The organism is Kribbella sp. NPDC048928, assembly GCF_043197975.1.
Taxonomy (GTDB): domain Bacteria; phylum Actinomycetota; class Actinomycetes; order Propionibacteriales; family Kribbellaceae; genus Kribbella.
The window spans coordinates 719,736-746,697 of sequence record NZ_JBICUC010000001.1 but is presented as its reverse complement, the minus strand read 5'-3'; the positions used below and the strand labels follow the sequence as shown (position 1 = coordinate 746,697).

Annotated in this window: 24 protein-coding genes; 8 read left to right on the top strand and 16 right to left on the bottom strand. The window is 68.8% G+C overall.

Going from position 1 to position 26,962, the window contains the following annotated elements; genetic code table 11:
- Positions 1 to 535: 535 nt before the first annotated feature.
- The 6 genes from ACGFI6_RS03495 to ACGFI6_RS03470 all read right to left on the bottom strand — a co-directional run bounded on the left by ACGFI6_RS03495 (position 536) and on the right by ACGFI6_RS03470 (position 6,888).
- A complete protein-coding gene (locus ACGFI6_RS03495; protein WP_393115000.1) occupies positions 536 to 1,582 on the bottom strand; it encodes a LacI family DNA-binding transcriptional regulator in 1,047 nt (348 codons plus the stop codon).
- Between the two features lie 245 nt (positions 1,583 to 1,827).
- Positions 1,828 to 2,169 (bottom strand): ArsR/SmtB family transcription factor, encoded by a 342-nt coding sequence (locus ACGFI6_RS03490; RefSeq protein WP_393114999.1) that lies wholly within the window; start codon positions 2,167 to 2,169, stop codon positions 1,828 to 1,830.
- On the bottom strand, positions 2,166 to 2,609 hold the full coding sequence (locus ACGFI6_RS03485) for an SRPBCC domain-containing protein (protein ID WP_393114998.1): 444 nt from the start codon (positions 2,607 to 2,609) through the stop codon (positions 2,166 to 2,168). Before ACGFI6_RS03485 ends, ACGFI6_RS03490 begins: the two co-directional genes overlap by 4 nt.
- A gap of 68 nt (positions 2,610 to 2,677) precedes the next feature.
- A complete protein-coding gene (locus tag ACGFI6_RS03480) occupies positions 2,678 to 4,483 on the bottom strand; it encodes a glycoside hydrolase family 43 protein (RefSeq protein WP_393114996.1) in 1,806 nt (601 codons plus the stop codon).
- A 222-nt stretch (positions 4,484 to 4,705) separates the two neighbouring features.
- Positions 4,706 to 6,082, bottom strand: a complete 1,377-nt coding sequence (locus ACGFI6_RS03475; protein WP_393114995.1) for a hypothetical protein — start codon at positions 6,080 to 6,082, stop codon at positions 4,706 to 4,708.
- Between the two features lie 65 nt (positions 6,083 to 6,147).
- Positions 6,148 to 6,888, bottom strand: coding sequence for an IclR family transcriptional regulator C-terminal domain-containing protein (locus tag ACGFI6_RS03470; RefSeq protein WP_393114994.1), 741 nt, complete (start codon positions 6,886 to 6,888; stop codon positions 6,148 to 6,150).
- Positions 6,889 to 7,036: 148 nt separating this feature from the next.
- On the opposite strand from ACGFI6_RS03470, the gene ACGFI6_RS03465 reads away from it, so the two are divergent.
- Positions 7,037 to 7,981, top strand: coding sequence for an aldo/keto reductase (locus ACGFI6_RS03465; protein ID WP_393115746.1), 945 nt, complete (start codon positions 7,037 to 7,039; stop codon positions 7,979 to 7,981).
- Between the two features lie 30 nt (positions 7,982 to 8,011).
- On the top strand, positions 8,012 to 8,827 hold the full coding sequence (locus ACGFI6_RS03460; protein ID WP_393114993.1) for an NADPH-dependent oxidoreductase: 816 nt from the start codon (positions 8,012 to 8,014) through the stop codon (positions 8,825 to 8,827).
- On the opposite strand, the gene ACGFI6_RS03455 is transcribed toward ACGFI6_RS03460, so the two are convergent.
- The 6 genes from ACGFI6_RS03455 to ACGFI6_RS03430 form a co-directional block, all read right to left on the bottom strand.
- Positions 8,800 to 10,020, bottom strand: coding sequence for an ROK family protein (locus tag ACGFI6_RS03455; RefSeq protein ID WP_393114992.1), 1,221 nt, complete (start codon positions 10,018 to 10,020; stop codon positions 8,800 to 8,802). The two genes, ACGFI6_RS03460 and ACGFI6_RS03455, sit on opposite strands and share 28 nt — an antisense overlap.
- A 9-nt stretch (positions 10,021 to 10,029) precedes the next feature.
- Positions 10,030 to 11,286, bottom strand: coding sequence for a sulfatase (locus ACGFI6_RS03450; RefSeq protein ID WP_393114991.1), 1,257 nt, complete (start codon positions 11,284 to 11,286; stop codon positions 10,030 to 10,032).
- A gap of 41 nt (positions 11,287 to 11,327) precedes the next feature.
- Positions 11,328 to 12,956, bottom strand: a complete 1,629-nt coding sequence (locus ACGFI6_RS03445) for an extracellular solute-binding protein (RefSeq protein ID WP_393114990.1) — start codon at positions 12,954 to 12,956, stop codon at positions 11,328 to 11,330.
- Between the two features lie 105 nt (positions 12,957 to 13,061).
- Positions 13,062 to 13,925: a hypothetical protein gene (locus ACGFI6_RS03440; RefSeq protein WP_393114989.1), complete on the bottom strand. Its 864-nt coding sequence runs from the start codon at positions 13,923 to 13,925 to the stop codon at positions 13,062 to 13,064.
- 10 nt (positions 13,926 to 13,935) lie between these two features.
- Positions 13,936 to 14,313 carry a nuclear transport factor 2 family protein gene (locus ACGFI6_RS03435; protein WP_393114988.1) on the bottom strand — a complete coding sequence of 126 codons (378 nt, stop codon included), beginning with the start codon at positions 14,311 to 14,313 and terminating at the stop codon, positions 13,936 to 13,938.
- 75 nt (positions 14,314 to 14,388) lie between these two features.
- Positions 14,389 to 17,184, bottom strand: a complete 2,796-nt coding sequence (locus tag ACGFI6_RS03430; RefSeq protein WP_393114987.1) for an ATP-binding protein — start codon at positions 17,182 to 17,184, stop codon at positions 14,389 to 14,391.
- Between the two features lie 216 nt (positions 17,185 to 17,400).
- Between ACGFI6_RS03430 and ACGFI6_RS03425 the strand changes: the two genes are divergently transcribed.
- On the top strand, positions 17,401 to 18,312 hold the full coding sequence (locus ACGFI6_RS03425) for a deoxyribonuclease IV (RefSeq protein ID WP_393114986.1): 912 nt from the start codon (positions 17,401 to 17,403) through the stop codon (positions 18,310 to 18,312).
- Here the strand turns inward: ACGFI6_RS03425 and ACGFI6_RS03420 are convergent.
- Together ACGFI6_RS03420 and ACGFI6_RS03415 are read right to left on the bottom strand one after the other, a co-directional pair.
- Positions 18,278 to 18,943: a Sua5/YciO/YrdC/YwlC family protein gene (locus ACGFI6_RS03420; RefSeq protein ID WP_393114984.1), complete on the bottom strand. Its 666-nt coding sequence runs from the start codon at positions 18,941 to 18,943 to the stop codon at positions 18,278 to 18,280. The two genes, ACGFI6_RS03425 and ACGFI6_RS03420, sit on opposite strands and share 35 nt — an antisense overlap.
- 30 nt (positions 18,944 to 18,973) lie before the next feature.
- Entirely contained in the window at positions 18,974 to 20,212 is a 1,239-nt protein-coding gene (locus tag ACGFI6_RS03415; RefSeq protein WP_393114983.1) for an MFS transporter, read from the bottom strand.
- 56 nt (positions 20,213 to 20,268) lie between these two features.
- Here ACGFI6_RS03415 and ACGFI6_RS03410 point away from each other — a divergent pair, with 56 nt between their 5' ends.
- Positions 20,269 to 21,231 carry a DUF5937 family protein gene (locus ACGFI6_RS03410; RefSeq protein WP_393114982.1) on the top strand — a complete coding sequence of 321 codons (963 nt, stop codon included), beginning with the start codon at positions 20,269 to 20,271 and terminating at the stop codon, positions 21,229 to 21,231.
- Positions 21,232 to 21,258: 27 nt separating this feature from the next.
- Positions 21,259 to 21,933: a class I SAM-dependent methyltransferase gene (locus ACGFI6_RS03405; RefSeq protein ID WP_393114981.1), complete on the top strand. Its 675-nt coding sequence runs from the start codon at positions 21,259 to 21,261 to the stop codon at positions 21,931 to 21,933.
- Here ACGFI6_RS03405 and ACGFI6_RS03400 read toward each other — a convergent pair.
- Together ACGFI6_RS03400 and ACGFI6_RS03395 are read right to left on the bottom strand one after the other, a co-directional pair.
- Positions 21,926 to 22,366 carry an NUDIX hydrolase gene (locus tag ACGFI6_RS03400; RefSeq protein WP_393114980.1) on the bottom strand — a complete coding sequence of 147 codons (441 nt, stop codon included), beginning with the start codon at positions 22,364 to 22,366 and terminating at the stop codon, positions 21,926 to 21,928. The two genes, ACGFI6_RS03405 and ACGFI6_RS03400, sit on opposite strands and share 8 nt — an antisense overlap.
- A 147-nt stretch (positions 22,367 to 22,513) precedes the next feature.
- Positions 22,514 to 23,491 carry a LysR family transcriptional regulator gene (locus ACGFI6_RS03395; protein ID WP_393114979.1) on the bottom strand — a complete coding sequence of 326 codons (978 nt, stop codon included), beginning with the start codon at positions 23,489 to 23,491 and terminating at the stop codon, positions 22,514 to 22,516.
- Positions 23,492 to 23,574: 83 nt separating this feature from the next.
- Here ACGFI6_RS03395 and ACGFI6_RS03390 point away from each other — a divergent pair, with 83 nt between their 5' ends.
- The 3 genes from ACGFI6_RS03390 to ACGFI6_RS03380 are packed head-to-tail and all read left to right on the top strand — an operon-like array spanning position 23,575 to position 26,961.
- Entirely contained in the window at positions 23,575 to 24,297 is a 723-nt protein-coding gene (locus ACGFI6_RS03390) for a succinate dehydrogenase cytochrome b subunit (RefSeq protein WP_393114978.1), read from the top strand.
- A 4-nt stretch (positions 24,298 to 24,301) separates the two neighbouring features.
- Positions 24,302 to 26,230, top strand: a complete 1,929-nt coding sequence (locus ACGFI6_RS03385) for a fumarate reductase/succinate dehydrogenase flavoprotein subunit (RefSeq protein WP_393114977.1) — start codon at positions 24,302 to 24,304, stop codon at positions 26,228 to 26,230.
- Positions 26,227 to 26,961 (top strand): succinate dehydrogenase/fumarate reductase iron-sulfur subunit, encoded by a 735-nt coding sequence (locus ACGFI6_RS03380; protein WP_393114976.1) that lies wholly within the window; start codon positions 26,227 to 26,229, stop codon positions 26,959 to 26,961. The genes ACGFI6_RS03385 and ACGFI6_RS03380 overlap by 4 nt, the downstream gene beginning before the upstream one ends.
- The last annotated feature ends 1 nt before the right edge of the window (position 26,962 follow it).

Sequence of the window (26,962 nt, the reverse complement as noted above, 5' to 3'; positions counted from 1 at the left end):
TCCAGCCGAAACGCTAGTACCCAAACCACACCCCTGTCCAGACACCTCACCCGCCCCACCCACCGCGAGCCCGCTCCATCCACCGCGAGCCCGCTCCACCCACCGCGAGCCCGCTCCACCCACCGCGAGCCCGCTCCACCCACCGCGAGCCCGCCCACCCACAGCCGGCCCGCCCCACTCAACGCCAGCCAGCCCGGCCGGCCGTGATGTGCGCCGCCTTTCCGGAACCTTTTTGGCACCAGGTGCAACTTTGTTTCCGAGCAACCCCGGCGGGTTCCCCGAAGTCGAGCCGCGAGCGTGGTTAACCCCTCAGATGGTGGGTTCGCCCCCCGGCATGCAGCGGCGCAACCCACCAGCTCAGAGGCCAACCTCCGAGCTGGTGGGTTCGCCCTCAGCGCGGGTCGGTTCAGGGGCGGGGTGGTGGCCGAGCGGGGCAGTGGTGGTCCGGTGGGGCGGTGGTGGGGTGGTGGTTCGGTGGGGTGGGGTGGTGGCGGTCCGCTGGGGTGCGGAGGTGGTCCGGTGGTGGGGTGGTGGTCTAGGGGCGTTGGTGGGGTGGGGTGGTGGATTGGCGGATGATGAGGGGGGCGGGGACCGTGCCGTGGAAGTCGGTGAACTGGGTACGTTCGCGGAGTTGGCGCAGGATGAGGTCGACCAGGTCGTGGCCGATCTGCTGGAACTGCTGCCGGACGGTCGTCAGCGGCGGCCAGAAGTGCGCGGCGAGATCGATGTCGTCGAAGCCGACCACGCTCACATCGTGCGGGACCTCACGACCCGCCTCGTGCAGCGCGTGGATCAGCCCGCAGGCCATCTCGTCGTTGGCCGCGAACACCGCGGTCAGGTCCTTGCGTTGCGCGAGCGCCTTCCCGAGCTCGTACCCCGAGTCCGCCGACCACGCACCACGGACGATCGCCGGCACCTCGCAGCCGGCGTCCCGCAGGGCCTGTCGCCACGCCGTCGCCCGCAGCTCGGCCGGACCTGAGTCGTCCGGTCCGGCGAGGTGGTGGACGGTCGTGTGCCCGAGCTCCAGCAGGTGCCGTACGGCGGCGGTACTGCCGCCGACCTGGTCCGCGCCGATCGCCGGGTGGTGCCCGACGAACCGCGAATCAGATACGGCCACCGGCAGCGTCGGCGGCAGCGCGAGCGCGGTCGGCGTCGCGGTCTCGGCGCGGATGATGATCAGCCCGTCGATCGCCTGATGATTGAGCTGCTGCACCGCGTCGCTGACATCGCTCGACGACGGTGTCTCGACGTCGACCAGGCTGACCGAGTACCCCTCGCGGCGCGCGGCCTCGATCACCGCCTCGATCGTCTTCGACTCGCCCGTACGGATGACCTGGTGGGCGATCAACCCGATCGACCGGAAGTTGCCGCGGCGCAACGCCCGCGCCGCATGGTTCGGCGAGTAGCCCAGCTGCCGCATCGCGTCCAGCACACGTTCCTTGGTCTCCGGCCGCACCGGATCCGCCCCCGTGGACACCCGTGACACCGTCTGCGCAGAAACCCCAGCCAGCCGCGCAACATCCCCAATAGACGGCCCCGACCGAGGATGCCCCTTCACCCCACGCCGCACCGGCTCCACCATGAGCTCAGCATAGGTACTACACCGGTCGACGAGTGCGCAGGACGGTCAGGACAAGGAGCGAGCCGGTCAGCATGACGGCGGCGTCGATGGCGAGGGCCAGGTGGATACCTGTCGGTTCGAGGTCCGGGCCGCGCCGATGGCGCTCAGGATCGCTTCCTGTTCTGATGATCCGGACCGCATGTGCAACCGTCGAGTTGCACATGCGGTCATGCGTGTACGCCCATAGTTGAGGGGTCGGGGTATGGCTAGCTGCCGGGGGTGGAACGCGGCCGTTCGGCCTGCCGGCGGATGCGCTCGAGCCGTCGGTCCCAGACCCGTCCGATGCGTTCGAGTTCTTCGGCGAGCCTGCTGAGCTGTCCTCCGAGTGCGTGGAAGACCAGTTCGCGGCCCTCGGTCCGGGATTCGACGAGCCCGACCGCTTTCAGTACGTCCAGATGCTTGTTGATCGCCTGCCTGCTGACCGGCAACTGGCGGGCCAGTGCGGACGCCGAGGCCGGCTGGTCACCCAGCGACGTCAGGATCTGCCATCGGGTGTCGTCGGCGAGTGCTGACATGACCGAGACGATGGCCGGTGCCGGACTGGTCATGCCCCGGCGACGAAGGTACGCGCGGCCAGCAGTTCGATTCCCCAGCCTTCCTGGTGTTCCGCGACCGTGTTCTCGCGCTCGGCGGCCGTCAATGCCAAGGTCTCGAAACCGCTCTCGACAACGCGCAGGGTGATGCCGCCGGCCCGGTCCTCGAGGAAGAATTCGACAGTGGTTCCTTCGGTCGCGTTCTCGTTGAGCCATCGGTAGGACAGGTAGCGAGGCGGGTCCGCGTGGAGGGTGTGCACCTCGAAGTTTCCTTGCTGTGGGTGCCGCACGAGCTGTACGCCACTCGTTGCCACCGGCATCAAATCGGGCTCGATGTCCCCATCGTTGATCCACCAGCCCGGCCGGCACACGAGCTCCCACACGTCTTCGGCCGACGCGTCGATCGGCAGACTGCGCTCGACGCGGTCGAGTCCGGTATCGGTTTCAGTAGTCATTTGGTCCATGCGTCGATCCTGACACAGCCGTCGTCGTCCTGCAACCCTACGATTGCACTTGGCCGGGCCTACTCGCCGGTGCGGGAGACCATCAGCCAGCTGATTTGGATGTCGGGGGAGCGGGTTGGGGCGATCGAGACGGTGATGGTGCCGTCGGCACCTACTTGGATGCCGCCGTACGAGGCTGATGCGCCGGTTGCGGTGAACAGGCGTTGCTGGTCGACGACGGTGTTGTTGATGGTGACCTGTGCGGCGCGGTTGGCCCACGGCCAGGGGTCGTAGTAGCCGGCGTGGACGGTGTACGTGCCTGGGTCGAGGTTGCCGAAGGTGTAGACGAGTGGCTCGTGGTTCTTCGCGTACCGGAGCGTGGTGTAGAGGTCGCCGGTGCCGGACGGTGCGCTGGAGCCGGTGTAGCCCCAGGTCGTGCCGGTCGTGGGGTCGGTGCCGAGCGGTTGTTCGGGGGACGAGTTGAGCAGTGGCTGCTGGGCGGCGAGCCTGGTCCAGTCGGCTGTTGCAGTGCCGCCGGCGTTCACTGCGTACCGGAGATTGTGGGGGACCACAACGATTGAGCGCGTGAACGTCCGACCGTCGGTGAGTTTGCCGCTCAGGCTCCCCGGGCCCGGTTGCGCGACGCTCGACGGGTCCCAGGTGACTCCGACCTGTTGCGTGCCGCGCGCGGTCGTCACGGTGACGGTGCTTGGCAGGGTGCTGGTGTCGTTGAGCCAGACGTGGTCCGGGATGGTGCTGGTGACGGTCCAGCGGGTGTACGGGGTCAGGTCCTTCAGAGACCACTCGGTGTCCGGGCCGATCGTGAGGCTGCCGCCTTCGCCGAAGCGCATGGGCATCCAGACGTACGGTGCGTTCGCGAGATCGCTCGGTGTCCAGCGGTCGGCCATGAACAGGAACTTGTTGTGCTTCTGGTCGATCGTGATCACGTTGGTGCTCTGTGAGTTGTACGTCGTGGCGGCGCCGTCGCCGGTGATCGGGACGCCGCGGTCGGTGAACTGGCCGAGGACGTTCTGCGAGGTCGCGGAGTGCGCAGGGTTCGGGTCCCAGCCGGTCGCGCCGGACGTCAGCAGGTAGTACGTGCCCTCGGATTTGAACATCGCCGGCGCCTCGCGCTGGTTGCACACGAGCGTACGGGTGAAGTCTTTGCCCTGTACGGCGTTGTCGGGCGACGCGGACAGGTAGGTATAGGACTTGTTCAGCTTGGAGATGTACATCGTCCGGTTCTCTTCGGAGGAGTAGATGATGTACGCCGTGCCGTCGTCGTCCACGAACAGGTTCATGTCTCGCGCCATCCCGCCCGCGGGGTCGAAGGACGAGCCGCTGCCGCACCACGGGACCGAGTCGCTCGGTACGTGATCCAGCCGGTACGAGTCGATCCAGCGGAACGGGCCTCTTGGTGAGTCCGCGATCGCCACGCCGGCCTCGGCGCGGGCGTAGTTCGACGTGCTGGTGGGGGACGAGGGGCCGTCGGAGTGCACCCACATCACCCATTTGTGGGTCGCCTTGTTGTAGATGACCTTCGGGCGTTCGAGGATCGAGAACGTGGCCCAGCCGTCCGTACGGACGCTGTTGGTCGACAGGTCCCGCCAGACGATCTCCTTCTGCGCGGGCGTGTAGTGCTTGTACAGCTTGGCGAAGTACTTGTCGTTCTCGAACTGATCCCGGGAGCTCATCGCCCGCAGCGCGAGGCCCTCGTCGTTCCAGTGGTAGAGGTCGTGCGACGAGTACAGGTGCACACCGGGACTGTCCGAGTAGCCGTTGCTGCGATCCTCGCCGTACCAGTAGTAGACGGTCCGCCCGTCCTCGTCCTTGGCGGTGACCACCTGGCCGCCGTGCGCCTGGATCACCTTCCCACTGGTGTCCACCCAAGGCTGACCGGGGTGGAACGAGTCATCCGTCGCCGCCGCCGTAGAACTCGTTGGAACTCCCAGCAAACTGAGGCCGACCGCAGCCAGCAACACCCCAACCACCACCCGGGACCCGCGCATGTCCCCTCCTCAACGTGATGAATGTTTACGTGAACAGCGTCCGCCGCCCCAGCCTCCCCCGCCACCCCACCGCGTGTCGCGAGAGAGGCTGACCCTCGCTCAGGTGTAGGTGAGTTGGGCGGTGGCGGTGCAGGTGGTGGCGGGGACGAGGCGGATCCAATGGGCGCTGAAGCCGGTGGGGAAGGTAAAGGCTTCGTAGCCGGCGGATGCGACGGTGATGGTGCGGTAGCGGTGGAACGTGCCGGTGCCCTGGAAGTCGACCTCGACATGGAAGTCGACGGCGCTGTCGGCGTCGTGGGTGAGGTGCAGGCACTTGTGTTCGAAGCCGGTCATCAAGTACGGATCGGAGGGTACGTCGGCCTCGACCGGCGTCTCCCACCACGGCCCGCCCCAGCCCTGCGGCTTACCCCAGCTCCACAGGTCGTCGGTCTTCCCGAACCAGAGGTTCGCCTGCGGTTGCCCGGCGACCGGGTTGGCGTCGCCGATCGGTGTCGTCTGGTCGCCGGCGAGGACGAGCATCCCGTTCCAGGAGCAGAAGTCCCCGACGATCCGCAGGTGCGAGGCGATCGGCCGGATACCCCAGACGGCGTTCCCGTACGTGAGCGACGGCAGCTCGTAGAACATCCCGCTGGCGTCCATGAGCAGCCGCTCGGATTCGACTTCCCGGATCCGCGGCCATTCGGTGGTGAACGCGTGGTCCTGCGTGTGCGTCGACTTCGGCAGCCGGTACACCTTCCAGCCGGTGTCGGGCAGGAACACGTGGAACAGTGCGGAAGCACGATCCTGCCCGACCGCGTACAGCCCCGGACCCATGCCGTTCGCGCTGCTCAGGGTGTTGAACTGCGTCCGCGCAAGAACGGTCCAGGTCGTCCCGTCCCACTCGGCCAGCCGCCCGTCGCTGTGGCCGGCGAGGAAGTCCTTGTCATAGTACGAGTTGTTGACCACGACGACGCGCCCGTGCCGGGTGTACATGTCCTTGAAGTGCGGGTAGTCGTGCACATCCAGCTCGTCGAGCAGGTCGTACAACTGCGTGACCTCGAGGGTCCGTACGTCGACCTCGAAGAACTCACCCTCCATCCCGAGCACGTACACCTTGCCGGCCTCGTCCGTCAGATGCCGCGCGGTAGCGGTCAGCCGTACGTCGACCAACGCCTCGATCGTCCGAACGTTGCCGTCGACATCAATCACGTGCGGACCGATGAAGAGCTGGTTACTCTCCTTGTGAACAAGGCGATTCGCGTAAGTCCCGACCACACTCGCCGGATGCTTGGTGATCTCCAGGTCGTCATCAATCGAGAACAACCCCGTCCCACCACCGGTGTTGCGCGTGTGAGCGACGTACGTGACCATCCACAACCGATCCGCCCACGGCATCAGTGCTCCGATGCCGGTCTCACTGCGGGGGATGTGGTCGGCCTTCACGGCCAGCCGGGGCACAACGCCACTGATCGCGCCCGGGACACTCATCTGACTCATCGCAGCCTCACAATCGGTGCTTTGATAGCATCACAGTGGTGCTACTGTAGCGCCGAATGGGAGGTTCAGGCGGTGATGGTGTCGATTGTTCGGGCGGCTGCCTGGAGGCGGTGGAGGATGGTGGGGATGCGGCGGTCGGTGAAGCGGCCGGCCAGGCCGATGGCTGCCTGGTCGCTGTCGAGGGTTACGCCCAGGGTGCGGACGCCCTCGCCCTCCAGGGTTTGCGGGACCGCGTAACCCTGCTTGCGGACCTGGGCCAGTTGCGCGAGTAGGCCGCTGTCGCCCTCGAGGGTCACGGACGGTCCGGTCGGTGCGACGAGGTGCCGGCCGTCGGCGTACAGGGATCGAATGTCGTCGTCGGCCAGGTCGGCGAGCAGGGCCTGTCCGAGGCCCGACCAGGCTGCCGGGTAGAGCGACGATTGGGCGATGCCTTCGGCTGCGCTCTCGCCCGGGCTGTGGAGGTAGAGGTAGCAGACCTGGTCGCCCCAGAGGACGCCCATCGCGACCTGGAGGTCCAGGTCGAAGAGGGACTCGAGCGGGCCGAGCGCCCGGCGGATGAGCCCGGATCCGCGGAGGCTCTGGGCGGCGAGGGCGTGGATGCCGGGGCCGGGGAGGTACTTGCGGTTGCCGTCCTGCTGTGCGAGCCCGACGAAGGCGAGCGTCTTCAGGAGCCGGTTCACCCGGGTGGGTTCGAGTCCGAGCATCCGCCCGAGCTCCCGGGAGCCGACCGGTTGCCCGAGGGCAGCGAGTGCTTGCAGGCAGGCCAGTCCGTCGATCAACGACTGATTGGGCTGCGCGGGCTTCACGCCGTCAACCTAACATCGGGGCTCGGTACGCAGTCGCATGCTGGACATAGTTCAGTGATGCGGTCGACTTTCGGCCACAATTGGCGGCGTGACGAGTGACGAGCGTTATCAACGGCTGCAGTACCGGCGGGCCGGGCTGTCGGGGCTGATGCTGCCGGCGTTGTCGCTGGGACTGTGGCAGAAGTTCGGGACCGACTATCCGTACGGGCGGCAGCGCGAGATCGTGCTGCACGCGTTCGACCTGGGCATCACACATTTCGACAACGCGAACCGGTACGGGCCGCCGCATCGGGCCGCGGAGCAGTTCTTCGGGCGGGTCCTGCGGACCGACCTGGCGCCGTACCGCGACGAGCTGATCCTGACCACCAAGGCCGGCAACCCGATCGGCCCGAGCCCTTACCTGCAAGGCGGATCGCGCAAGTCGTTGCTGGCCTCGCTCGACCACAGCCTGCGCGACCTGGGCACCGAGTACGTCGACATCTTCTACCATCACCGCTTCGATCCGGCGACGCCGCTGGAGGAGACGATCGGCGCCTTGGTGAGCGCCGTTCAGCAGGGCAAGGCGCTGTACGTCGGTGTGTCGAACTATCCCGCCGATCGCGCGCGCGAAGCGGCCGGGTTGTTGCGGGGCGCCGGCGTGCCGCTGCTCGTGCATCAGCCGCGGTACTCGATCTTCGACCGGACGCCGGAGACGAGCAGGCTGCTCGACGTCGCGGCGGCGGAGGGGTTCGGGTTGGTTGCCTACAGCCCCTTGGCGCAGGGGCTGCTGACGGACAAGTACCTGGACGGGACGATCCCGCCCGACGCGCGCGCGGCGGCCAGTGCGTTCCTCAAGCCGGAGCAGCTCGACGACGTGTACCGCGAGCGGGCCCGCGCGCTCAACAAGCTCGCCCACGACCGCGGCCAGTCGCTGGCGCAGCTCGCCCTGCAGTGGGTGCTGCGCCGTCCGGAGATCACCACCGCGCTGATCGGCGCGAGCTCCACCGCCCAACTGGATCACCACGTCGCCGCTCTCGATTTCCCGCCGCTAACCGACGAGGATCTGGCCCGCATCGATCAGTACGGCATCCACGGCACCGCACAACGGTCCTGACGCCTTCGCCATCGTCACCTGAGGAGAACGATGACCGCCACCTCTTTCCGGCTCCGCTACGGCGCCGAGCTCCCGTTCGAACCGCCCGCCGTGTGGTCCGAGGTGATCGCGCGACAGTTGGATCACCGTTCGGTGCGCAGCTACCGTCCCGACCCGGTCTCCGACGACACGCTCACCGCACTGATCGCGGCGGCTCAGTCGGCCCCGACCTCGGGCAACCTGCAGCTGTGGAGTGTCGTCGCGGTCCGCGAGGACGGACGACGGGCCCGGCTGGCGGAGCTCGCGGGGGAGCAGCAGTTCATCGAGGATGCGCCGCTCTTCCTGGTCTGGCTGGCCGATCTGGCCAGAGCGCGGCAGGTGACGACCGAGCTCGCCTCGGCCACGGCCGAAGGCGCCGACTTCGTCGAGGCCGCCGTCCTCGCGTTCGTCGACGTCGCACTCGCCGCCCAGAACGCGTCGCTCGCCGCGGAGTCGCTCGGGCTCGGCACCGTGTTCGTCGGCGCGATCCGCAACCGCCCGCTCGAGGTCGCGGCCGAGCTCGGCCTGCCACCACACGTCTTCCCGGTGTTCGGTCTAACCGTTGGCCATCCGGACGATCTGGCCGAAACAGCCGTAAAACCACGCCTTCCGCAGGAGGCAGTGCTGCATCATGAGCAGTACGACCTGGTCCCGCAGGCCGCCCACGTCGCGACGTACGAGACCGTACTGAACACGTTCTACACCACGGAAGGCCTGCCCACCGGCTGGATCGATCGGGTCGCCAAGCGTTTCGGGACCGTTGCCGGACTCAACGGACGCGAACATCTCCGCCAAGCCCTTCACACCCAGGGTTTTCCGCTGCGCTGACCGATTGCCTCAGCGCGTGATGCCCGGTCCAGCTCGTGCTCCAGGGGGGACTCGAGGTAGCGGTCGAGGGCGAGCGCTGCTGAGGCGTGCGGCCAGTTGAAGGCGCGTTTGTCCTCGTAGTACCGGACGCTCGCCTCGCGGCCGACCAGCTCGCGGTGCCGTGCGCGGATCGCCTCGATGCAGGCCGCGATCTCGTCGCGGGTGCCCAGCCGGCCGCGGATCGTGGTCTCGGCCGGTGCGACCAGGCTCATGATCAGCGGGACCACCCGGCCGAGGTCCTGCGCACGGGACTGCCTCAGCGCTCGCAACTGGTCCGTGTCCTCGTCCGGGTAGAGGTCGCGCTGCAAAGCGCCGGGCGGGAGTATGCCGGCGTCGACGGCCCGCCGCAGCAGGGCATCGTCGGTGCAGGTCGCCTTGACGCAGCCGACCTGCCCGCAGTCGCACGGATAATCCGATCCTGGCACGACGATGTGCGACACCAGCCCGCCCGCATCGGGCCCGTCCCAGACGAGCTCGCCGCGACGCATCTGCGCGACCCGGATCGAGCGTCCGACGAGCACGGTGAGTACGTCGTCGCCGGCGCCGTCCCACCAGTAGTGCTCGACGGCCAGCGCGCGAACGTTCGGCTCGACCCGTACTGGGAGAGGCAGTCGTTCCTGCAGCCCGGCGCGCAGCTCGTCGTGGTTGACGTCTGCGACCAGCGGGGGCGGCTGCCCGTGGTGGACCTCGGCCCACGGCGTCGTCACCCCGATCCCGAGGACCGCCGCCGCACCCGCCTCGGTCACGACGTCATCGACCAGGCGGGCAGCCTCCTCGATCCGCTCGTGCTGGTTGCGGCCCTTGGCCGGCGCCGTCCGCCAGGCGATCCGCTCGCCGCGCAGCGTGAACGCCCCACACGACGTACTCTCCGGATGCAGGTGGGCCCCGACCACGAGTCGCTGCTTGTCGGGTACGTCGAGCGGCACGACGGGACGGCCCGCGCCCTGCGGCCGCAGCCGCGCCGACTCGGTCAGCGCCCCGAGCTCGATCAGCTCCGTGACGGCCTTGGTGATCGTGGTGAACGTGACCCCGGTCGCCGCCGCGAGCCCTTTCCGGCCGAGCGGGCCCTGGCGGACGATCGCACGCATGATCGCTGAGGCCGTCGCGTTCCGCTGACGCACCATCAGCTCAGTCCGCACCGCGCCGGAAGCCACCCTCCAATACTAATGTGGAGGCGCCACCGATCCTCGCAGGAGTGGGTCGTCGGTGTCGATCATCCAGCGGTTGAGGCGCTGCGCCAGGTCGGCCTCGACCGTCGCGGTCCTCGGGTCGCCGGCAAGGTTGTGCCGTTCGTGCGGGTCGAACATCAGGTCGTGCAACCGGGTGCGCGGCGCGGGTTGGTCCGCCCAGCCGGCGTCCACCCACAGGGTCTTGCTGCCCGAGGCGTCCACGTTGTTGAGGTTCTGCCGGTTCTGGTCGTCGAACGACTGGATGTACAGCCAGCGGTCGGTACGGATCGCCCGCTGCGGCTGGTAGGCGGCGTGATAGGTGATCTCCGCGAACGTCTCCGCGCGTACCGACCGGCCGTCGATCGTCGGCAGCAGGGACTGCCCCTGCAACCACTCCGGCTCGTCGATGCCGAGCAGCGCGCACAAGGTCGGGAACACGTCGACCTGACTGACCAGTGAGTCGACAGCGAGACCGCCCGGCAACCCAGGCGCGCGCAGCATCATCATCACGCCGGTCCCGGTCGCTCCGAGCGTGCACTTCATCCCCGGCATCGCCAGACCGTGGTCGGTCGTCACCAGTACGACGGTGTTGTCGGCCAGCCCCTCGTCCTGCAACGTGTCCAGCACCGCACCGAGCGTTTGGTCGACCTGTGCCGCGGCCGCGTGGAACGACGCCATGTCCCGCCGCGTGACCGTCGCATCCGGCATCGTCGGCGCGGGGGCGGTCCAGCGTTCGTCGCCACCGGGGTGCCCGAACAACCACTCGGCGCCCTTCATCGTGTGCGTTTCCAGCAGCCCGACCGAGAGGAAGAACGGCTGATCGTGGCGACGTCGCAGATACTCCACCGCCGCATCACGACGAGCTGGCGCCAGTTCGTCGGCGGTCGGCACCTGCTCGTCGTACCCGATGATCTTCGTCGCCGCGCCCGGACCGCTCGCCTCGTGCTGTACACCGACCAGCGCCGAGGTGTACCCGTTGCGGCGCAACGTGTGGACCAGATGCTGGTTGTAGTCCGTGAGGCTGTGACCGCGATGGGCCAGGCCGAGCATGCCCGCGCTGTGCGCCCACTGCCCCGTGAGAAGACCGGCCCGGCTGGGCGAGCAGGTCGGCGCGACCGAGTGTGCGTTCCGGAACACCACCGACTCTTCCGCGAACGCCTGCAGCCGCGGCGTCCGGATCGGCGCACCGTACGGCTCGATGTATCTCCCGGTGTCGTGGGTGTGGAAGTAGACGATGTTCGGTCGACTCATGGGGACTTGCTCCTCCTGGACGGACCCGGCCGGCGTGGCGGTCAGCGGGACGACTTGTATTCGGCGTACAGCTCATCGGCGATCTTGTCGCCGCCTCCGCTCTTCCACTTCTTGACGGCCGCCGCCCAGTCGGACACCGGCTTGCGGCCCTGGATGATGTCGTCGGACACCGCGTTGAGATCGCGGTTGAGTTGCGAGCCCTTGCGGTTGCTGGTCTCGGAGTACATGCCGTCGACGGGGTTGGCCAGCGCCTGCGGGCAGACCTCCTTCATCGCGTCGAAACAGGCCTCGGTGCTGCCCTTGCGCTCCGGCAGGAAGATCGCCCACGGCCCGTCGGCCTGGTACCCCAGGGCCAGCTGCGTCTCGCTGAAGCCCTTCTTGGTCAGGATCGGGTTGCCGTCGGTCAGCTGGTAGTCGATGCCGTTGATGCCGTACTTGCGGAACAGGTACTCCTTGGTGCCGAACGGCGTGGCCAGGTAGTTCAGGTACGCCAGCATCGTCTCGACCCGGGACTCGGCCGATTTGCTGATCGCCGTGACCTGCAGCGTTGGAGCGCCCAACAAGGTGTGACCGACGCCGGACCCGTCGTGCGCCGGCGGCGGGATGATCGCGATCTCCGCGTCGTCCGCCATCGTCTGCAGGTACGTCGGCCAGCCGCTGAACGTCGCCAGGACGAGCGGACCCGTACCGTTCCCGAAGCGCGTCTTCCGGTCCTGGTTCTGGCTGGTGAACGCGTCGGGGTGGATGTAGCCCGACTTCCAGAGCTGCTGGACGAGCGCGAGCGCCTCCTCCTGGGCCGGATCCTCGAAGGCGCTGACGAGCTTGCCGTCGGCCTCCTTCCAGCTGTTCGCGATGCCGAACATGTTCCGTACGTACCCGGTCGGCAGATCGGCCAGGGCGAAGCGGTTCTTGCGCTTGTCGGTGAGCGCCTTGCAGAGCCGGACGAAGTCGTCGGCGCTCTTCAGCTCGGCCGGCAGGCCCTGCGCGTCGAGGATGTCCTTGCGGGCGTACAGCACCTCGGAACTGATCGCGCCGCGCGGGATCGGGACGCCGTAGAGCTTGCCGTCGAAGATGCAGGCGTTCCAGCTGGTCGCGGGCAGGTTGGCCAGGTACGGGTACTTCTTGATTTTGTCGCCGGACAGGTGCGGCGTGAGGTCGACGGCCTTGGTCGCGAGCAGCTGCGGCTTCTGCGGCACGTTGCCGATCGAGAAGATGTCGCCGAGCTTGCCTCCGGCAACGGCCGTGGCGAACTTCTCGTCGTAGTCCACCGACGGTGTGAGGCTCACCTCGACCGGCGAGCCCACCTCCTTGTTGAGCTGCTGCCAGTACGCGTTCTGGGTGAGCTTCGGCGGGATCGGGGTGTTCGTACTGGTCAGCACCTGGATCGGCTTGCCGTCGCCCGGCGGCTCGGTGATCGCCTGCACCGGGTCGGCGGGGTAGCGGACGAAGCCGTCGGGGATGCCGTACTGGGCGCCGGGCAGGTCGGCCTGCACGCCGGCGTAGCGCTGGTACGTCGGGCGGACCTTTGCCTTCGCGGCCGAGTCGTTGGATCCGGAGGCGCCGCCGCGCCCGGTGTTCGAGCACCCGGGCAGCGTCGCCGACAATCCGAGCGCCGCGCCGGCCCCGAGCAGGGCCCTTCGTGACAACCGCTGGGAATCGAACTCAGGCATGGCGTTCAGACCTCCACAGTGACGAACCGGCAGACCGTGACGACAGCAGGTTCGACCGCGGCGGATAATTTGTCAAGAGGCTATTTTTAATTCCCGCTTGATAAATTACAGGGCGGGCGGATGAACGATGACGAGGGGGCCGCGGTTCAGGCGGAGGATGGTGTTGGTGGGGGAGCCTTTCAGGGTGCGGTGGAGCCAGTGGTGGCGGTCGGGGCCGAGTACGGTCAGGGCGGCGCCGGTGGACTCGGCGAGCAGGAGGCTGTCGACCGTGCCGGTGTCGATGCTCCACCGGACCGGAACCTCCGGGTACGCGGTCTGCCAGATCCGGACCGTGTCCTCGATCTCCTCCACGTCCGGCGACGAGAGCGCGTGGATGACCGTGAGGCCGATGCCACGTCGCCGGGCGGCACGGAACGCGAAGCCGAGCACGGAAGCGGGCCCACCGGTCGCGTCGACGCCGACGACCACTTGACCGGTCGCCCGCGCAACGAATCCGGGTGGCGACAGGCAGACCACCGCGAGCGACGCCGACGTACGGCGAAGCAGCCGTCGCGCCGGGATCCGTCCGGGCGCGTGATTGAGCACGACCAGGGCGTCGACGGTGTTGCGGGCCTCGTTGATCAGTGCGGTGGTCTGCCGGCCGGCGTACACACAAGCCCTGATCCGCAGCGACGGCATGGTCCGGCGCACCCGGCGGATCGTCGCAGCCACGAAGGCCTCGGCCTCGATCCGCGCCCGAAGATCCACGACGGGGTAGCCGCCCGCATCGACCTGCTGGGCCCACCGGAACGCGTGTACGACATGCAGCTCGGACCCCCGCGCCGCGGCCTCCGCCGCTGCCCAGTCGAGCACCAGCCGGTCGACGTCGACCGGCACGATCACCGGCCCGCGATCCGGTCCGAGCGACGCCCGCAAGGTCCCGGCCGACCGCGATCGGGTGGCGTCGGTCCGCCGGCTCCGGAAGTTCATCGTCGAAACCTCAGCCTGGTGTCGGTTCGGCGAGCGCGGCCCGCCCCGGCGGTGCCGGGAACGGGTCCGCGAAGTACTGCGTCTCGCGGACCACCTGATCGCCCGCGAACTCCATGACGGACACCGAGTACGTCGGTACGCCGTCGTACGTGATCGTGCACTGGCTGACCCAGAGGTCGTCACGGCCGACGATGCGCAGCACCGTGAAATGCCGGTCGGCGGGATGACCACCGCGCTGCGCCGCGATGGTTGCGCGACCACGGAACCGCTCGCCGGACTGCGGATACGTGAGCTCGGCGTCCTCGGCGTAGAGCGCGTGCTCGGCCTCGATGTCGCCGTCCTCCGAAGCCCGCCAGTGCGCCTCGACAGCCGCCTGTCTGCTCGTCATACGGCCAGCTTCCCGCGACGGCGTGGGGATCGCGCCCGTGTCACACCCTGGTGTGCCACCCCTGGCCCCAGTGATCTAGCCGCTCGCGACCCCGTAGTCGGGTTGGAAGAGCACGTCGCGCAACTGCCGGCGGGAGGTGATCGAGAGCTTCCCGAAGATCTTGCTCAGGTGCCATTCGACCGTACGCGGACTGAGGAAGAGGCGCGTGGCGACCTCCGGATTCGACAGGCCGTCGCGGACCAGCAGCGCGATCTGCCGCTCCTGCGGGGTCAGCGATTCGCCGGCCACCGCGACCTGGGCCCGCTTCCGGACGATCTCGCCGGTCGCCTGCAGTTCCCGGCGGGCCCGCTCGGCGAACGCCTCCATGCCGATCGCGGCGAACATCGTGTGCGCGGTCCGGAGCTCCGTCCGGGCGTCGATCCGGCGGCCCTTCCGGCGCAGCCATTCGCCGTACAGCAGGTGGGCACGGGCCAGGTCCGGGCGGAGCCGGGTGCCGGTCAGCGCGTCGATCGCCTCGCGGTACGCGGCATCGGCGCCGGCGTTGTCGTTCTCGACGAGGGCGCGCGCCCGCGCTTCGATCGCCAGCGCCCACGGTTCGTCGCTGTACTGCGTGCCGGCCTGCAGCCGTACGAGCGCCGCGGCTGCCTCGCCCGCGTGCCCGGTCCGGGTGGCCGCCTCGATCTGTTCGCTGAGCGCCCACACGGACACCCACAGCTCAGGCGTGTCCTCGCTGGCCAGCCGGGCCGTCACCAGCGCCTCGTCGTGACGGCCCAGGGCGTTCAGGATCACGGACTTGGCCCAGCGGGCGTACTGCACCGCGGTGCCTTGGCCCTCGGCAGTCGCCACGCTGATCGTGGCTTCGATCAACTCGAACGCCTCGTCCTCAGCTCCGCGGAACGCCGCCAGCACCAGCGCCCCGTACGGCGCGACATGGGTGCCGGTCGCGTCCCGTACGGCGTCGGCCTCGGCGCGCAGCGACGTCGCCTCGTCGAAGTCGCCCGCGAACGCGGCCACCTGTTCGAGGACGTTGACGCCGACGACGAGTACGGCCAGCGCACCGGCTCCGCGCGCTGCCTCGACCTGGCGGCTCGCGGTCCTGAAACAGGCCTCGAAGTTCCACGCGGTCGCGGCTGCAGCGGTGGCGAGCCATCCCCAGCGCAGCGCCTCCTCGGCCGAGATGTCCGGCCCGCCGAACGTCGTCGCGGCTTGCTGGAGCAGCGGCACCGCATCCCGGCGCCCTTCGACGACCACCATCGCCAGACCGTCGAGCAGTACGTCGGAAGTTCGCGGACCGCCCTCGGGCCGCGGAGCCGCTCGGGCGGCCGCCGAGACCTCGCGCAATCCGACGGTCCGGGCCAGCCGGCCCGCGAACAGCGCGGCGCTCCACGCGTCCAGATAGGCGTCCCGCGCCGTCCGCGCATCGAGCGACTCGAGCGTCTGCGCGGCGCGGAGCAGCAATCCCGGAGCGTCCCGGCCGCGCTGCTGCGAGAACGCCGCCTCCGCGCGCAGCTGATCGATCTGGGCGCGGCCGAGATCGTCGAGCTCACCGGCCTCGGCCGTGGCGAGCAACATCGAGGCGGTCGCGAACGCACCGGCTCGCAGGCTCGCGTGGGCACCGGCCATCGCGCGTTGCGTACGGCGCCCAGGATCGACCGTCAGCGCGACCGCCCGCTGCAAGCAGGCCGCTGCCGCAGCGAAGCCACCGCGGGCCTGCGCGCGCTCGGCCGACTGCTCCAGCGCCACGGCAACGTCCTCGTCCGGTCCGACGGCTGCAGCCGAGAGATGCCACGCGCGCCGATCGGGATCGGCCGCCCCGTCAGTCGCCTTCGCGAGGGCCAGATGAACCGCGCGACGCTCGATGGCGGATGCGGCCCCGTAGAGAGCGGATCGCACCAGGGGGTGCCGGAAGATGACGCGTTCGCCCAGAGTCAGCAGGGTGGCGATCTCCGCGAAGTCGGCGGCGATTCCGAGTTGGTCCGCGGCCCGCCGTACGACGACCGGATCTCCCTCCGGCTCTGCGGCCGCGACCAGCAGCAGTTGCCGGGTCGGCGCGGGCAGAACCTCGGCCTGGCGCAGGAAACTCTGCTCGATCCGCGTCGGGAGACCGAGACCGCCGGCGAGACCGAAGCCGGCCGCGAGCTGCGTGGCGGTGAGGCCGCGGGGCAGCTCGAGCAGCGCGAGGGGATTGCCTCCGGTCTCGGCCACCAGCCGGTCCCGGATCGGGCCGTCGAGCAGGAACTCGACCGTCGAGCCGAGCAGGGCGCGAGCATCGTCGTCCGGCAGACCGTCGACGGTGAGCTCGGGGAGGCCGTGCAGCTCCACACGCTGCTCGCGAACGCCGAACACCAGACCGACCGCTTCGGCGCCCAGTCGGCGGGCAACGAACCCGAGCGTCTGGGCGGTCGCGGTGTCGAGCCACTGGGCGTCGTCGACGATCACCAGGACCGGTTGCTCCGCGGCAAGGTCCGAGATCAGACTCAGGACGCCGAGGCCGACCAGGAAGCGATCGGGCGCGGGGCCTGGTGCCAGACCGAAGGTCGTCGCGAGCGCGCGTTGCTGCGGCTCCGGGATCCGGTCCAGCCGGGAGATGATCGGCGAGCACAGCTGATGGAGCGCCGCGAACAGCAGCTCGATCTCGGACTCGACACCGACCGCGCGCAGGATCCGGACCTCGGCGACCGAACTCGCCAGATAGTCCAGCAGCGCCGTCTTTCCGACGCCGGCCTCGCCGCGAACCACGAGGGTCCGGCTCGCGCCGCCCCGCAGATCCGCGACAACGGCGTCCAGCGCGGCGCGTTCGGCTCGGCGCCCGAGCAACCGCGTCGTCGTTGCACCCGCGGCCGCCCCACGGACCCCGTCTTCTAGACCCACGTCCGCCGCCCTTCAAGCGGTGAGCCCAACCTCCCGCAGCCTGCGAAGCACCGGCGCAGCCTGTCGAACCGTCCCCAGCCTAAGACCCACTTGCCCGCTTGACCAGCAGGCAAACTCTTGCGCGAAAAGCGCTGTAACGGTGCGTCGCGAGGTGGAAGAGATGGTGGATGTCGAGCGTTCTGTACGTCGAAGTCAACGAGTGATGGGACGGTCGGCATGCATCAGCGGCTGCAGCGGTCGGGGTCGGCGGACTCCAGCGGGACGGTTGCGCGTTCCCGGATCGGTTCGCACGTGGCGGTGGCCGGCGGGCTGGTGAAGGTCGGGGTGGGGGAGGCCGATGCGGTTGGTGCCGAGATCATCCAGCTCTTCGCGGGTAATCCGCGGAGTTGGACCCCGGCGGCGATCGATCCGGCGAGCGATGACGCCTTCCGCGCTGCCTGTGCCGAGCGGGAGTTGCCGGTCGTGGTGCATGCGCCGCATCTGATCAATCTGTGTTCGCCGTCGGAGCTCGTGGTGGAGCGGTCGACGGCGATGCTCGAGTTGACGATGCAGAGAGCAGCGGCGCTTGGCGCCGGGGCTGTTGTGGTCCATGCCGGTGCGTTGGTGTCGGAGTCTCGACGTACGGCGGTGCTCGGCGGGCTGCGTGACGTTGTGCTGCCGGTCGTTGATCGATCGGCCGAGGTGCAGTTGTTGATCGAGCCAACGGCCGGCGCTGGTGCGGCGGCGGCGTCGACGTTCGACAACTCCATCGAGTACCTGGATGCGCTGGCGGACGCGCGGATCGGGCTGTGCTTGGACACTTGTCATCTGCATGCGGCTGGGGAGGATCTGACCAGCGCGGTGGCGGTTGCCGAGGGGGTGGAGCGGATCGCTGCGGCGTTGGGCGCAGGGCGGATCGGGCTGATTCATCTGAACGACAGCCGGGATCCGTTCGGGTCGCGGCGCGATCGTCACGAGTCCGTCGGGCGCGGTGCGATCGGCCTCGCCGGGGCGGAAGCCGTTCTGGCGGCGCCTGCGCTGCGGGGCGTGCCGATCCTGGTCGAGACCCCGACCCACGCCCGCGACGTCGCTTTACTGAAGCAACTGCGCACAGCTAAACCGAAGTACGTGCCTGGTTCAGGTGGGTGAGGAGGGGCTCTGGGCCGGTTGCGCGGTCCTGGATGCCTGGGCGGTGCAGCGTTGGTTCGCCGGTGGGGTCGACCCGGATGATGGTGCTCGCGCCGTGCAGCTTGCTCGGGGTCCGGAGGTGGTCTGCGTCGACGATGACAGCGGCCGTCGGAAAATGCGCGCGCGCCTCGCCCCCGGTCGCCGCCGGCGCGTGGCCACTGCGGTTCGCACTGCTGCCGTACAGCACTGGAAAACGCTGCCAGATCGCCGCCAACGGAGCCCACGACCCGTCGAAGAACACCACCCAGCCGTCCTGCACAGCCGGTGCCAGCCACTCGGGTACGACCACGTCCGCGCGCACCGGCGCCAGAACGGAGATCCGCTCGCCGAGCGCGACATCGACCATCACGATCGCGTCCTCCGGCAGGTCCAGAACGCGGAACAGCTCGCTGCGCGTGGCCGGCGAATGCACGGAGATCCCGACGGCCTGCTCGGCGGGGCGTCCCTTGAAGACATTCACCGTACGGGCGTCCTGCGCGACCACCCCGTACGTCATCGGACTCGGGTTGGCCACCACGACGGCCTGCCCGTCTCGCAGTACGTCTATCGCTCGCCCCAGCGTCTGCTCGAAGCCGTCCGGCTGCTGAACCATGTCCCCATCCATCCGCCCAGTATCACCCGATCATCGCCTGCTGAACTCCTCTTGCCGTCGGTGCGTGACGGCGTGCTTGGCGACCGCGGCGGTCGCGGCGCCGGCGGCCGCGAAGAGTGCGCCGAGCGCGATCCAGCCCGGTGTGCCGTGATCGATCGCGGTGCTCGTGACCGCCGCCGGGCCGAGCATCAGCGCGAGGGCGAACCCGGTCTGGCTGAGCCCTTGGTACGCGCCCGCGCGGGCCGGGTCGGCGAGTTCGAACGCCATGCCCCAGCTGCCGGCCTCGCCTTGCGTTTCGCCGGCAGAGGACGCGATCGCTGCCAGCACCAGGACAGCTGTTGCGGCTGCGGCGCCGAGGTGGCCCGCGGTGGCGAAGAGCAGGCAGGCGACGAGGAGGAGCAGCCCCGCGCGACGTGCAGCTCGCCCGGCGGTGCGCAGGTTCTGCGTACCGCGGGATGCGCGGACCTGGAACAGGGCGACGTACGCGGTGTTGACGAGCAGGAGCACCGAGACGAGCACGGTCGGCGCATCGGTGTGGTCGGCCACCCACAGTGGGATGCCGACCGAGGTCAGTCCGAAGTGGATCGCGATCAGGGCGTTCAGGACGGTCACGGTGACGTACGTCCGATCCTGCAGCGGCGAGCGTCCGCGGGGCGCGCCGGGTGCTGCGGCCGCATCCATTCGTGCCGCGAGGTCGGGGACCCGGCGCCGCAGGCCGATCAGCGGAACCGTGCCTAGGACCGTGATCACGCCGACCAGAACGACCGTCAGGCGGTAGGCCGCGGTCGTGTCGACCAGCAGTGCCAGACCCGCGAGCAGGCTGCCGGCGCCGATCAGGACGTTCATTACCACGCGCAGGCGGGCGCGGACGGCTACGCGTTCCGGGCCGACGTACCAGCGGGCCAGCATCGTCATCTGGGCGGTGCTCTGCAGACCGCGGGAGGCCGAGACACAGGCCGCGACCAGGAAGAACGTGACGACATCGCCGGCCAGTGCGTACGCCAGCAACGACAACCCGTTCGCTGCGAGTCCCCACTGCTGCAGCCGATCCGCGCCGTACCGGTCGCTCAGCCGCCCGCCGACGTACGACGCGAGCACGCCGACCCCACCCGCCACAGTGAGCCCGAGGCCGACGGTGGTCGCGGAGAGCCCGACGCCGCGGGTGAAGTACAGGGCGCTGACGGCGAAGAACATTCCGCGCGACAGCGACATCGCTGCCACGGCAGACGCGAGCGCGCGCTCGACGGGATCGCGGAGGAGTTCAGGCACTCCGCAGTTGTCGCATCGGGACGCAGGGCGATGCCATCGATGTAGTGTTTTGCTTCATGATCGAGTACGAGCTCGGGGCGATCGACCTCGGCGAGGTGCGCTTCGCGATCTCCCCGCTGAACGAACTCGTCCTGTCCCTGCGGGCGTTGCGCGATCCCGGCCGGTTCCCACTGCAACTGCCCTGGCTGCGGGCGACCGAGGTGGCACGCGCCGGGCTCGACCTGGAGTTGCTCGACGCGTTGACGAACGACGTGCTCTGGGTGCCGGACTTCCTCACGCCGCGGCCGTACACCCCACTCGGCCGCGTCGACGAAGAGCTCGCGGCGGTCGCGCGTGCGCCGGCCGACGTCGTACGCGCCGATCTGGCGGAGGTGCACCCCTTAGCGCTGCCCGCGGTCCTTCGGGGCAGGCCGAGCCGGGTGCTCGAGCGGATGCTGGCTGCGCTCCATGAGTACTGGGACACCTGCTTCGAGCCGTACTGGGCGCGGATGCGGACCGTGCTCGAGGCCGACGTCGTCTACCGCGGGCGGGTGACGGCGCAGTCCGGCCTCGCGGCGATGTTCGCCGGCGTCAACCCGCACGTCCACCTCGAAGGCACGGTCGTACGGGTGCAGTTGCGTACCGAGCTCAACTATCGAGCATCGGCCGCCGGTCGCGGGCTGACGCTGGTGCCGTCGCTGTTCAGCAGAAGGGCTTCCACGCCGATCTCGCCAGACGAGCCGCCGCACCTGATGTATCCGGCCCGGGGCCTGGGAACGCTCTGGGAGACCGGGACCGCGCCGGCAACCCTGACCGGGCTGGTCGGCCTGATCGGCCGCGCCCGCTCGCATCTCCTCGGACTGCTCGAGACGCCGATGTCATCGACCGAGCTCGCCGTCCGCCTCGACGTCACCACCACCGCCGTGAACCAGCACCTCCGGGCAATGCGCGCCGCCGGCCTCCTAACCTCCGCCCGCCACGGCCGCTCAGTCCTCTACCACCGCTCAGACCTGGGAAACCGCCTCGTCCGAGGCGCCTGACGCTGGGTTGACTTATCGTGGCTGGTTGTGGACGAGTTGCTGGCGGAGCAGGTCGCGTACTACCAGGCAAGGGCCGGGGAGTACGACGAGTGGTGGCAGCGTCGTGGGCGGTACACATTGCCGGCCGACCTGGAAAGGCGCTGGTTCGAGGACGTCGCGGAGGCCGAGGCGGCGCTGCACGAATTCGCTCCGACCGGGCGGGTGCTCGAGTTGGCCTGCGGCACCGGCCTGTGGACGCGGCACCTCGTCGAGTACGCCGATCAGGTCACGGCTGTCGATGCCTCGCCGGAGATGATCGAGCTCAATCGGACGCGTCTTGCGGGAGCGCCGGTAGAACACGTCGTGGCCGACCTGTTCGAGTGGAATCCACCACCCGCGACGTACGACGCTGTGGTGTTCACGTACTGGCTTTCGCACGTTCCCGACGAACGCCTGGAAGCGTTCTGGTCAACTGTGCGGACGGCGCTCCGACCTGGTGGCCGCGTGTTTCTGGTGGACAGCACGCGATACCCGCCCGAACCGGCAGAGCCCACACCCGCCCGCGCCGAACGCCGTGAACTCAACGACGGCCGTACCTTCACCATCTCGAAGCGGTATTGGACAGCCCCCGAACTCCAGTACGACCTCGAAGCCCGCGGCTGGCAACCCACCACCCAAGAAACCACCAACCAAATGATCCTGATCTCCACCGCGATCAGCTGATCAACGGGACCGGTTGGTCGGGGTTGAAGTAGTCGGTCAGGACTGGGATGTCTGGGGCGAAGAGGGGTTCGGGTAGGTCTGCTTGGGTGACCCAGCGCAGTTCTGTGGCCTCGTGGTCGCGTTCGGCGATGTGCTGGAGGGCGGTGGCGAGGAAGACGACGCCGACGAAGTGTCGTAGGGCGCCACTGGGATAGCGGTGGATCTGTGTCGCGGGATCGCTGTAGACGCCGAGCAGCCCGTCGATGCGTGCATTCCACCCGGTCTCTTCGCGGCACTCGCGTACGGCGGCGTCGTGCCAGGTCTCACCCGGCTCGAGCCCGCCGCCGGGCAGGCCCCAGGTGTTCTCGGTCGCGCGGCGAATCAGTAGCACGCGCCCGTCACCGTCCCGAAGCACAACCCCAGCAACCGCCCGCACCACCAACGCCTCCGTCATACCCACCATCTCTCTCCACATACCCCGAGCGTGCCCGCCCAGCGCGCCCACTCCACAGGGCCGGATATCCACCGGCGTTGTGGCTTCTCCATTGGCATACGAGTGGAGAAGCCACAAGCCGAGCGGACATCCGCTGCCGGGTCGAGGTTAGCGCCGGGGTGGCGTGGTGGGTGGGGCTGCATCCCTGAAGGGGGCGGGAGTGGCGCGGCTTAGCAGGGGGCGGGTTCCGCGGGGGAGGGATCCGGTGGTGCTTACGTGGTCGGTGATTGCCTGATGGAGGGCGAGGGTGGCCTTGGAGGGCGTGATTTCTTCGCGGTAGGTGAGCCGTACGACGCGGTCGAGGCCGGGGGCTTCGAAGCGCGTGACGCGGAACCTGTCCTTCGCGACGGTGCTCGGTACGACAGCGAGGCCCATCCCGGCTTCGACACACTCGAGTACGGCGTCCATCTCGCCGCCCTCGATCGCGAACGAGGGCTCGAATCCCTCGGCACGGCAGGCATCCACGGTCGCGTCCCGCAGGTCGTACCCACGGCGGAACATCACCAGCGGCCGGTCCTCGAGGTCCCGGATCTTCATCCGCGCCCGGCGCACCGGCGCCGGCCGGTGCTTGGCGGAGATCACCACGAGTTCCTCGACGAACAACGGCTGTGTCGCGAGCCGGCCGTGGTCCCGCCGGCGGGAGTCGACGATCAGCGCGAGGTCGAGCAACCCCTCGGCGACATCGGTCTGCAGATCCCGCGAACCACTCTCGCGCAGGGTCAGCTCGATCCCGGGACGAGCCTCCCGAAACCCGGCCAGTACGGTCGGCAACAACCCGGTGCACAGACTCGGGGTGGCACCGAGCCGTACGCGACCGCGGCCCAACTCGTCGAGCTCCCGCACCGCCTGATACGCCGCGTCCGTGTCGGCCAGGATGCGCCGCGCGATCGGGAGCAGCGTCTCGCCGGCCTCGCTCAGCGACAGGTTGCCCCGAATCCGGTGGAAGAGCTCGGCGCCGACGTCGCGCTCGAGGGCCCGTACCTGCTGAGAGACCGATGGCTGCGCGACCCGCAGGAGCTCGGCGGCGTGGGTGAAATGCCGCGTGTCGGCGACCGCGACGAAATAGGCGAGCTGGTGGAGTTGCACCGCTCCATCATAGGCATTGCCTCTGACGATGAGACTGATTCTGTCTTTGCCCTCTGGTCGGTTGCCGTCTTACCGTCAACCATGTGCCAACAGAGCTAGCTCCACGAACGCGGACACCGGCCGGTCGTTTCTGGGCCTCGACGATCGGGAAGAAGGCCGTGATGGCGGTGACCGGCCTGGTGCTGGTCGGCTATCTGTTCGCGCACATGCTCGGCAACCTCAAGGTCTTCCTCGGCGCCGATGCGATGAACGAGTACGCGGCCTGGTTGCGCAGGATCGGCGAACCGGTGCTGCCGTTCGGCGTGTTCTTGTGGATCCTGCGGTGCGGGCTGCTCCTTGCGGTGGTCCTGCATGTCGTCGCGGCGGTGCAGTTGACCGCGAGGGATCGCCGGGCACGACGGGTCGGGTACGTCCACGGGCGGCGACTGAGCTTGCGGGGAGGACGGGGCCTGCGGAGCTTTGCCCCGAGCACGATGCGTTGGGGCGGCGCGACGCTGGCCGTCTACGTGGTCTGGCACGTGCTGGATCTGACCGTTGGGGTTGCCAATCGCGATTTCGTCGAGGGTGATCCGTACCACAACGTCGTCGCCGATTTCAGCGTGTGGTGGGTCAACCTGATCTACATCGTCGCGCTGTTGATGCTCGGGCTGCATCTCAACCACGGCATCACGAGCGCGGCCCGGACCCTCGGCTTCGGCGGCGGAACCGGTGGCTGGGTCGGGAATCTCGGCCCGCTGGTGGCTGTGGTGATCACCGTCGGATTCCTGGCGGTCCCGCTCGGTGTGATGACCGGATTGGTGAGGTGAGACCGTGGTAAGCCATCTTGTCGGTGGTCCCGTCTCCGACGCGAAGGCGCCGGACGTGGCTCTCGAACGGCGCTGGGACGAACGGCGCTTCGCGGCGAAGCTGGTGAATCCGGCGAACCGCCGCCGGCATCGGATCGTTGTCGTAGGCACCGGTCTGGCCGGTGCGTCGGCCGGCGCGACGCTGGCCGAGCAGGGCTACCACGTGACGCAGTTCTGCTTCCAGGACTCGCCACGCCGTGCGCACTCGGTCGCGGCCCAGGGCGGCATCAACGCGGCCAAGAACTACCGCAACGACGGCGACTCCGTCTATCGGCTGTTCTACGACACGGTCAAGGGCGGCGACTTCCGCTCGCGCGAAAGCAACGTCTACCGGCTCGCGGAGCTCTCCGCGCAGATCATCGACCAGGCCGTCGCTCAAGGAGTGCCGTTCGCGCGCGAGTACGGCGGCCTGCTGGACACCCGCTCGTTCGGCGGCGTACAGGTCGAGCGGACCTTCTACGCCCGTGGTCAAACGGGCCAGCAGTTGCTGCTCGGTGCGTACCAGGCCCTGTCGCGGCAGATCGATGCCGGACGTGTCGAGATGCACGCCCGGACCGAGATGCTGGACCTGATCGTCGTCGACGGCCGCGCGCGGGGGATCATCGCCCGGGACCTGATCACCGGCGAGATCACCACGCACCTCGCCGACGCCGTCGTCCTGGCCACCGGTGGGTACGGCAACGTGTTCTACCTGTCCACCAACGCCAAGGGATCGAACGCGAGCGCGATCTGGCGCGCGCACCGCCGCGGCGCGTACTTCGCCAACCCGTGCTTCACCCAGATCCACCCCACCTGCATCCCGCGCTCCGGTGACCATCAGTCGAAGCTGACGCTGATGAGCGAGTCGCTGCGCAACGACGGCCGGATCTGGGTGCCGAAGGTCAAGGGCGACCCGAGGCCGCCCGGCCAGATCCCGGCGGACGAGCGCGACTACTACCTCGAACGCCTGTACCCCAGCTTCGGGAACCTGGTTCCCCGCGACATCGCCTCACGGGCGGCGAAGAACCAGTGCGACGCCGGCTTCGGGGTCGGGCCCGGCGGTCTGGGCGTCTACCTGGACTTCGAGGACGCGATCCAGGAGCTCGGGCGGGAAGCGATCGAGGCCCGGTACGGGAACCTGTTCGACATGTACCAGCGGATCACGGCCGAAGATCCGTACCAGGTCCCGATGCGCATCTACCCCGCGATCCACTACACGATGGGCGGCCTGTGGGTCGACTACGACCTGCAGAGCACGATTCCCGGCCTGTTCGTCGTTGGGGAGGCCAACTTCTCCGACCACGGCGCCAACCGGCTCGGGGCTTCGGCGCTGATGCAGGGCCTCGCCGACGGGTACTTCGTCGTACCGACCACGGTCAACGACTACATCGGCAGCAACACCTTCGAAGCAGTTCCGGTGGAACATCCGACGGTGCTCGAGACCCAGCGCGAGGTACGAGCGCGGTTGGACCGGCTGCTCTCGGTCGGCGGTACGCGGACGGTCGACTCGTTCCATCGCGAGTTGGGCCTGCTGCTGTGGGACCACTGCGGCATGGCTCGCAACGCGAGCGGTCTGCGCAAGGCGCTGGAACGGATCCCGGAGCTCCGCGCGGAGTTCTGGCGCGAGGTCCGCGTCCCCGGGGACGGCGAGGAACTCAACCAGGAGTTGGAGAAGGCCAACCGGGTCGCCGACTTCCTCGAGCTCGCCGAGCTGATGCTGCTCGACGCCTTGGTACGTGAGGAGTCGTGCGGCGGGCACTTCCGTGAAGAGCACCAGACCGCCACCGGTGAGGCGCTGCGCGACGACGAACGCTTCAGTCACGTCGCAGCGTGGGAGTACGGAGAAAGCCCCGTACTGCACCGGGAAGAGCTGACCTTCGACCATGTCCACCCCACCCAACGGAGCTACACGTGAAGCTGACCGTGCGCATCTGGCGCCAATCGGGTCCTGAAGAGCGCGGCCGGATGGTTTCGTACGTCGTGCAGGACATCAGCCCCGACATGTCGTTCCTGGAGATGCTCGACGTACTGAATCAGGAACTGATCACCAAAGGCGAGGAGCCGATCGCCTTCGACCACGACTGCCGCGAGGGCATCTGCGGTGCTTGCGGCGTGGTCATCAACGGCAGCGCACACGGTCCGGAGCAGACGACCACGTGCCAGCTGCACATGCGGGCGTTTCGCGATGGTGATGTGATCGACGTCGAGCCCTGGCGGGCGACGGGATTCCCGGTGGTGAAGGACCTGGTGGTGGATCGGTCAGCTCTCGATCGGATCGTCCAGGCCGGCGGCTACATCACCGCGCCGACGGGCAGTGCTCCGGACGCGCACGCGGTGCCGGTGCCGAAACACGACGCCGAGCTCGCGTTCGACAACGCCACCTGCATCGGCTGCGGTGCATGCGTCGCGGCCTGCCCGAACGGGTCCGCGATGCTGTTCACGTCCGCGAAGGTCGCGCACCTGAACGTGTTGCCGCAGGGGCAACCAGAGCGCGAGCAACGGGTGCTCGGTCTGGTTGCCGCGATGGACGAGGAAGGATTCGGCGGCTGCACGAACACCGGCGAATGCGTGCAGTCCTGCCCGAAGGGGATCCCGTTCGCCAGCATCGCCCGGCTGAATCGCGAGTTCCTGCGCGCGTCCCGCTGAC

Coding starts and splice junctions, on each gene's coding strand:
- ACGFI6_RS03450 (WP_393114991.1), bottom strand. CDS start 11,286: ATGAGTCGACCGAACATCGTCTACTTCCACACCCACGACACCGGGAGA.
- ACGFI6_RS03495 (WP_393115000.1), bottom strand. CDS start 1,582: ATGGTGGAGCCGGTGCGGCGTGGGGTGAAGGGGCATCCTCGGTCGGGG.
- ACGFI6_RS03420 (WP_393114984.1), bottom strand. CDS start 18,943: ATGGTTCAGCAGCCGGACGGCTTCGAGCAGACGCTGGGGCGAGCGATA.
- ACGFI6_RS03445 (WP_393114990.1), bottom strand. CDS start 12,956: ATGCCTGAGTTCGATTCCCAGCGGTTGTCACGAAGGGCCCTGCTCGGG.
- ACGFI6_RS03440 (WP_393114989.1), bottom strand. CDS start 13,925: ATGAACTTCCGGAGCCGGCGGACCGACGCCACCCGATCGCGGTCGGCC.
- ACGFI6_RS03490 (WP_393114999.1), bottom strand. CDS start 2,169: ATGACCAGTCCGGCACCGGCCATCGTCTCGGTCATGTCAGCACTCGCC.
- ACGFI6_RS03425 (WP_393114986.1), top strand. CDS start 17,401: ATGCATCAGCGGCTGCAGCGGTCGGGGTCGGCGGACTCCAGCGGGACG.
- ACGFI6_RS03410 (WP_393114982.1), top strand. CDS start 20,269: ATGATCGAGTACGAGCTCGGGGCGATCGACCTCGGCGAGGTGCGCTTC.
- ACGFI6_RS03435 (WP_393114988.1), bottom strand. CDS start 14,313: ATGACGAGCAGACAGGCGGCTGTCGAGGCGCACTGGCGGGCTTCGGAG.
- ACGFI6_RS03465 (WP_393115746.1), top strand. CDS start 7,037: ATGCTGCCGGCGTTGTCGCTGGGACTGTGGCAGAAGTTCGGGACCGAC.
- ACGFI6_RS03475 (WP_393114995.1), bottom strand. CDS start 6,082: ATGAGTCAGATGAGTGTCCCGGGCGCGATCAGTGGCGTTGTGCCCCGG.
- ACGFI6_RS03400 (WP_393114980.1), bottom strand. CDS start 22,366: ATGACGGAGGCGTTGGTGGTGCGGGCGGTTGCTGGGGTTGTGCTTCGG.
- ACGFI6_RS03485 (WP_393114998.1), bottom strand. CDS start 2,609: ATGACTACTGAAACCGATACCGGACTCGACCGCGTCGAGCGCAGTCTG.
- ACGFI6_RS03460 (WP_393114993.1), top strand. CDS start 8,012: ATGACCGCCACCTCTTTCCGGCTCCGCTACGGCGCCGAGCTCCCGTTC.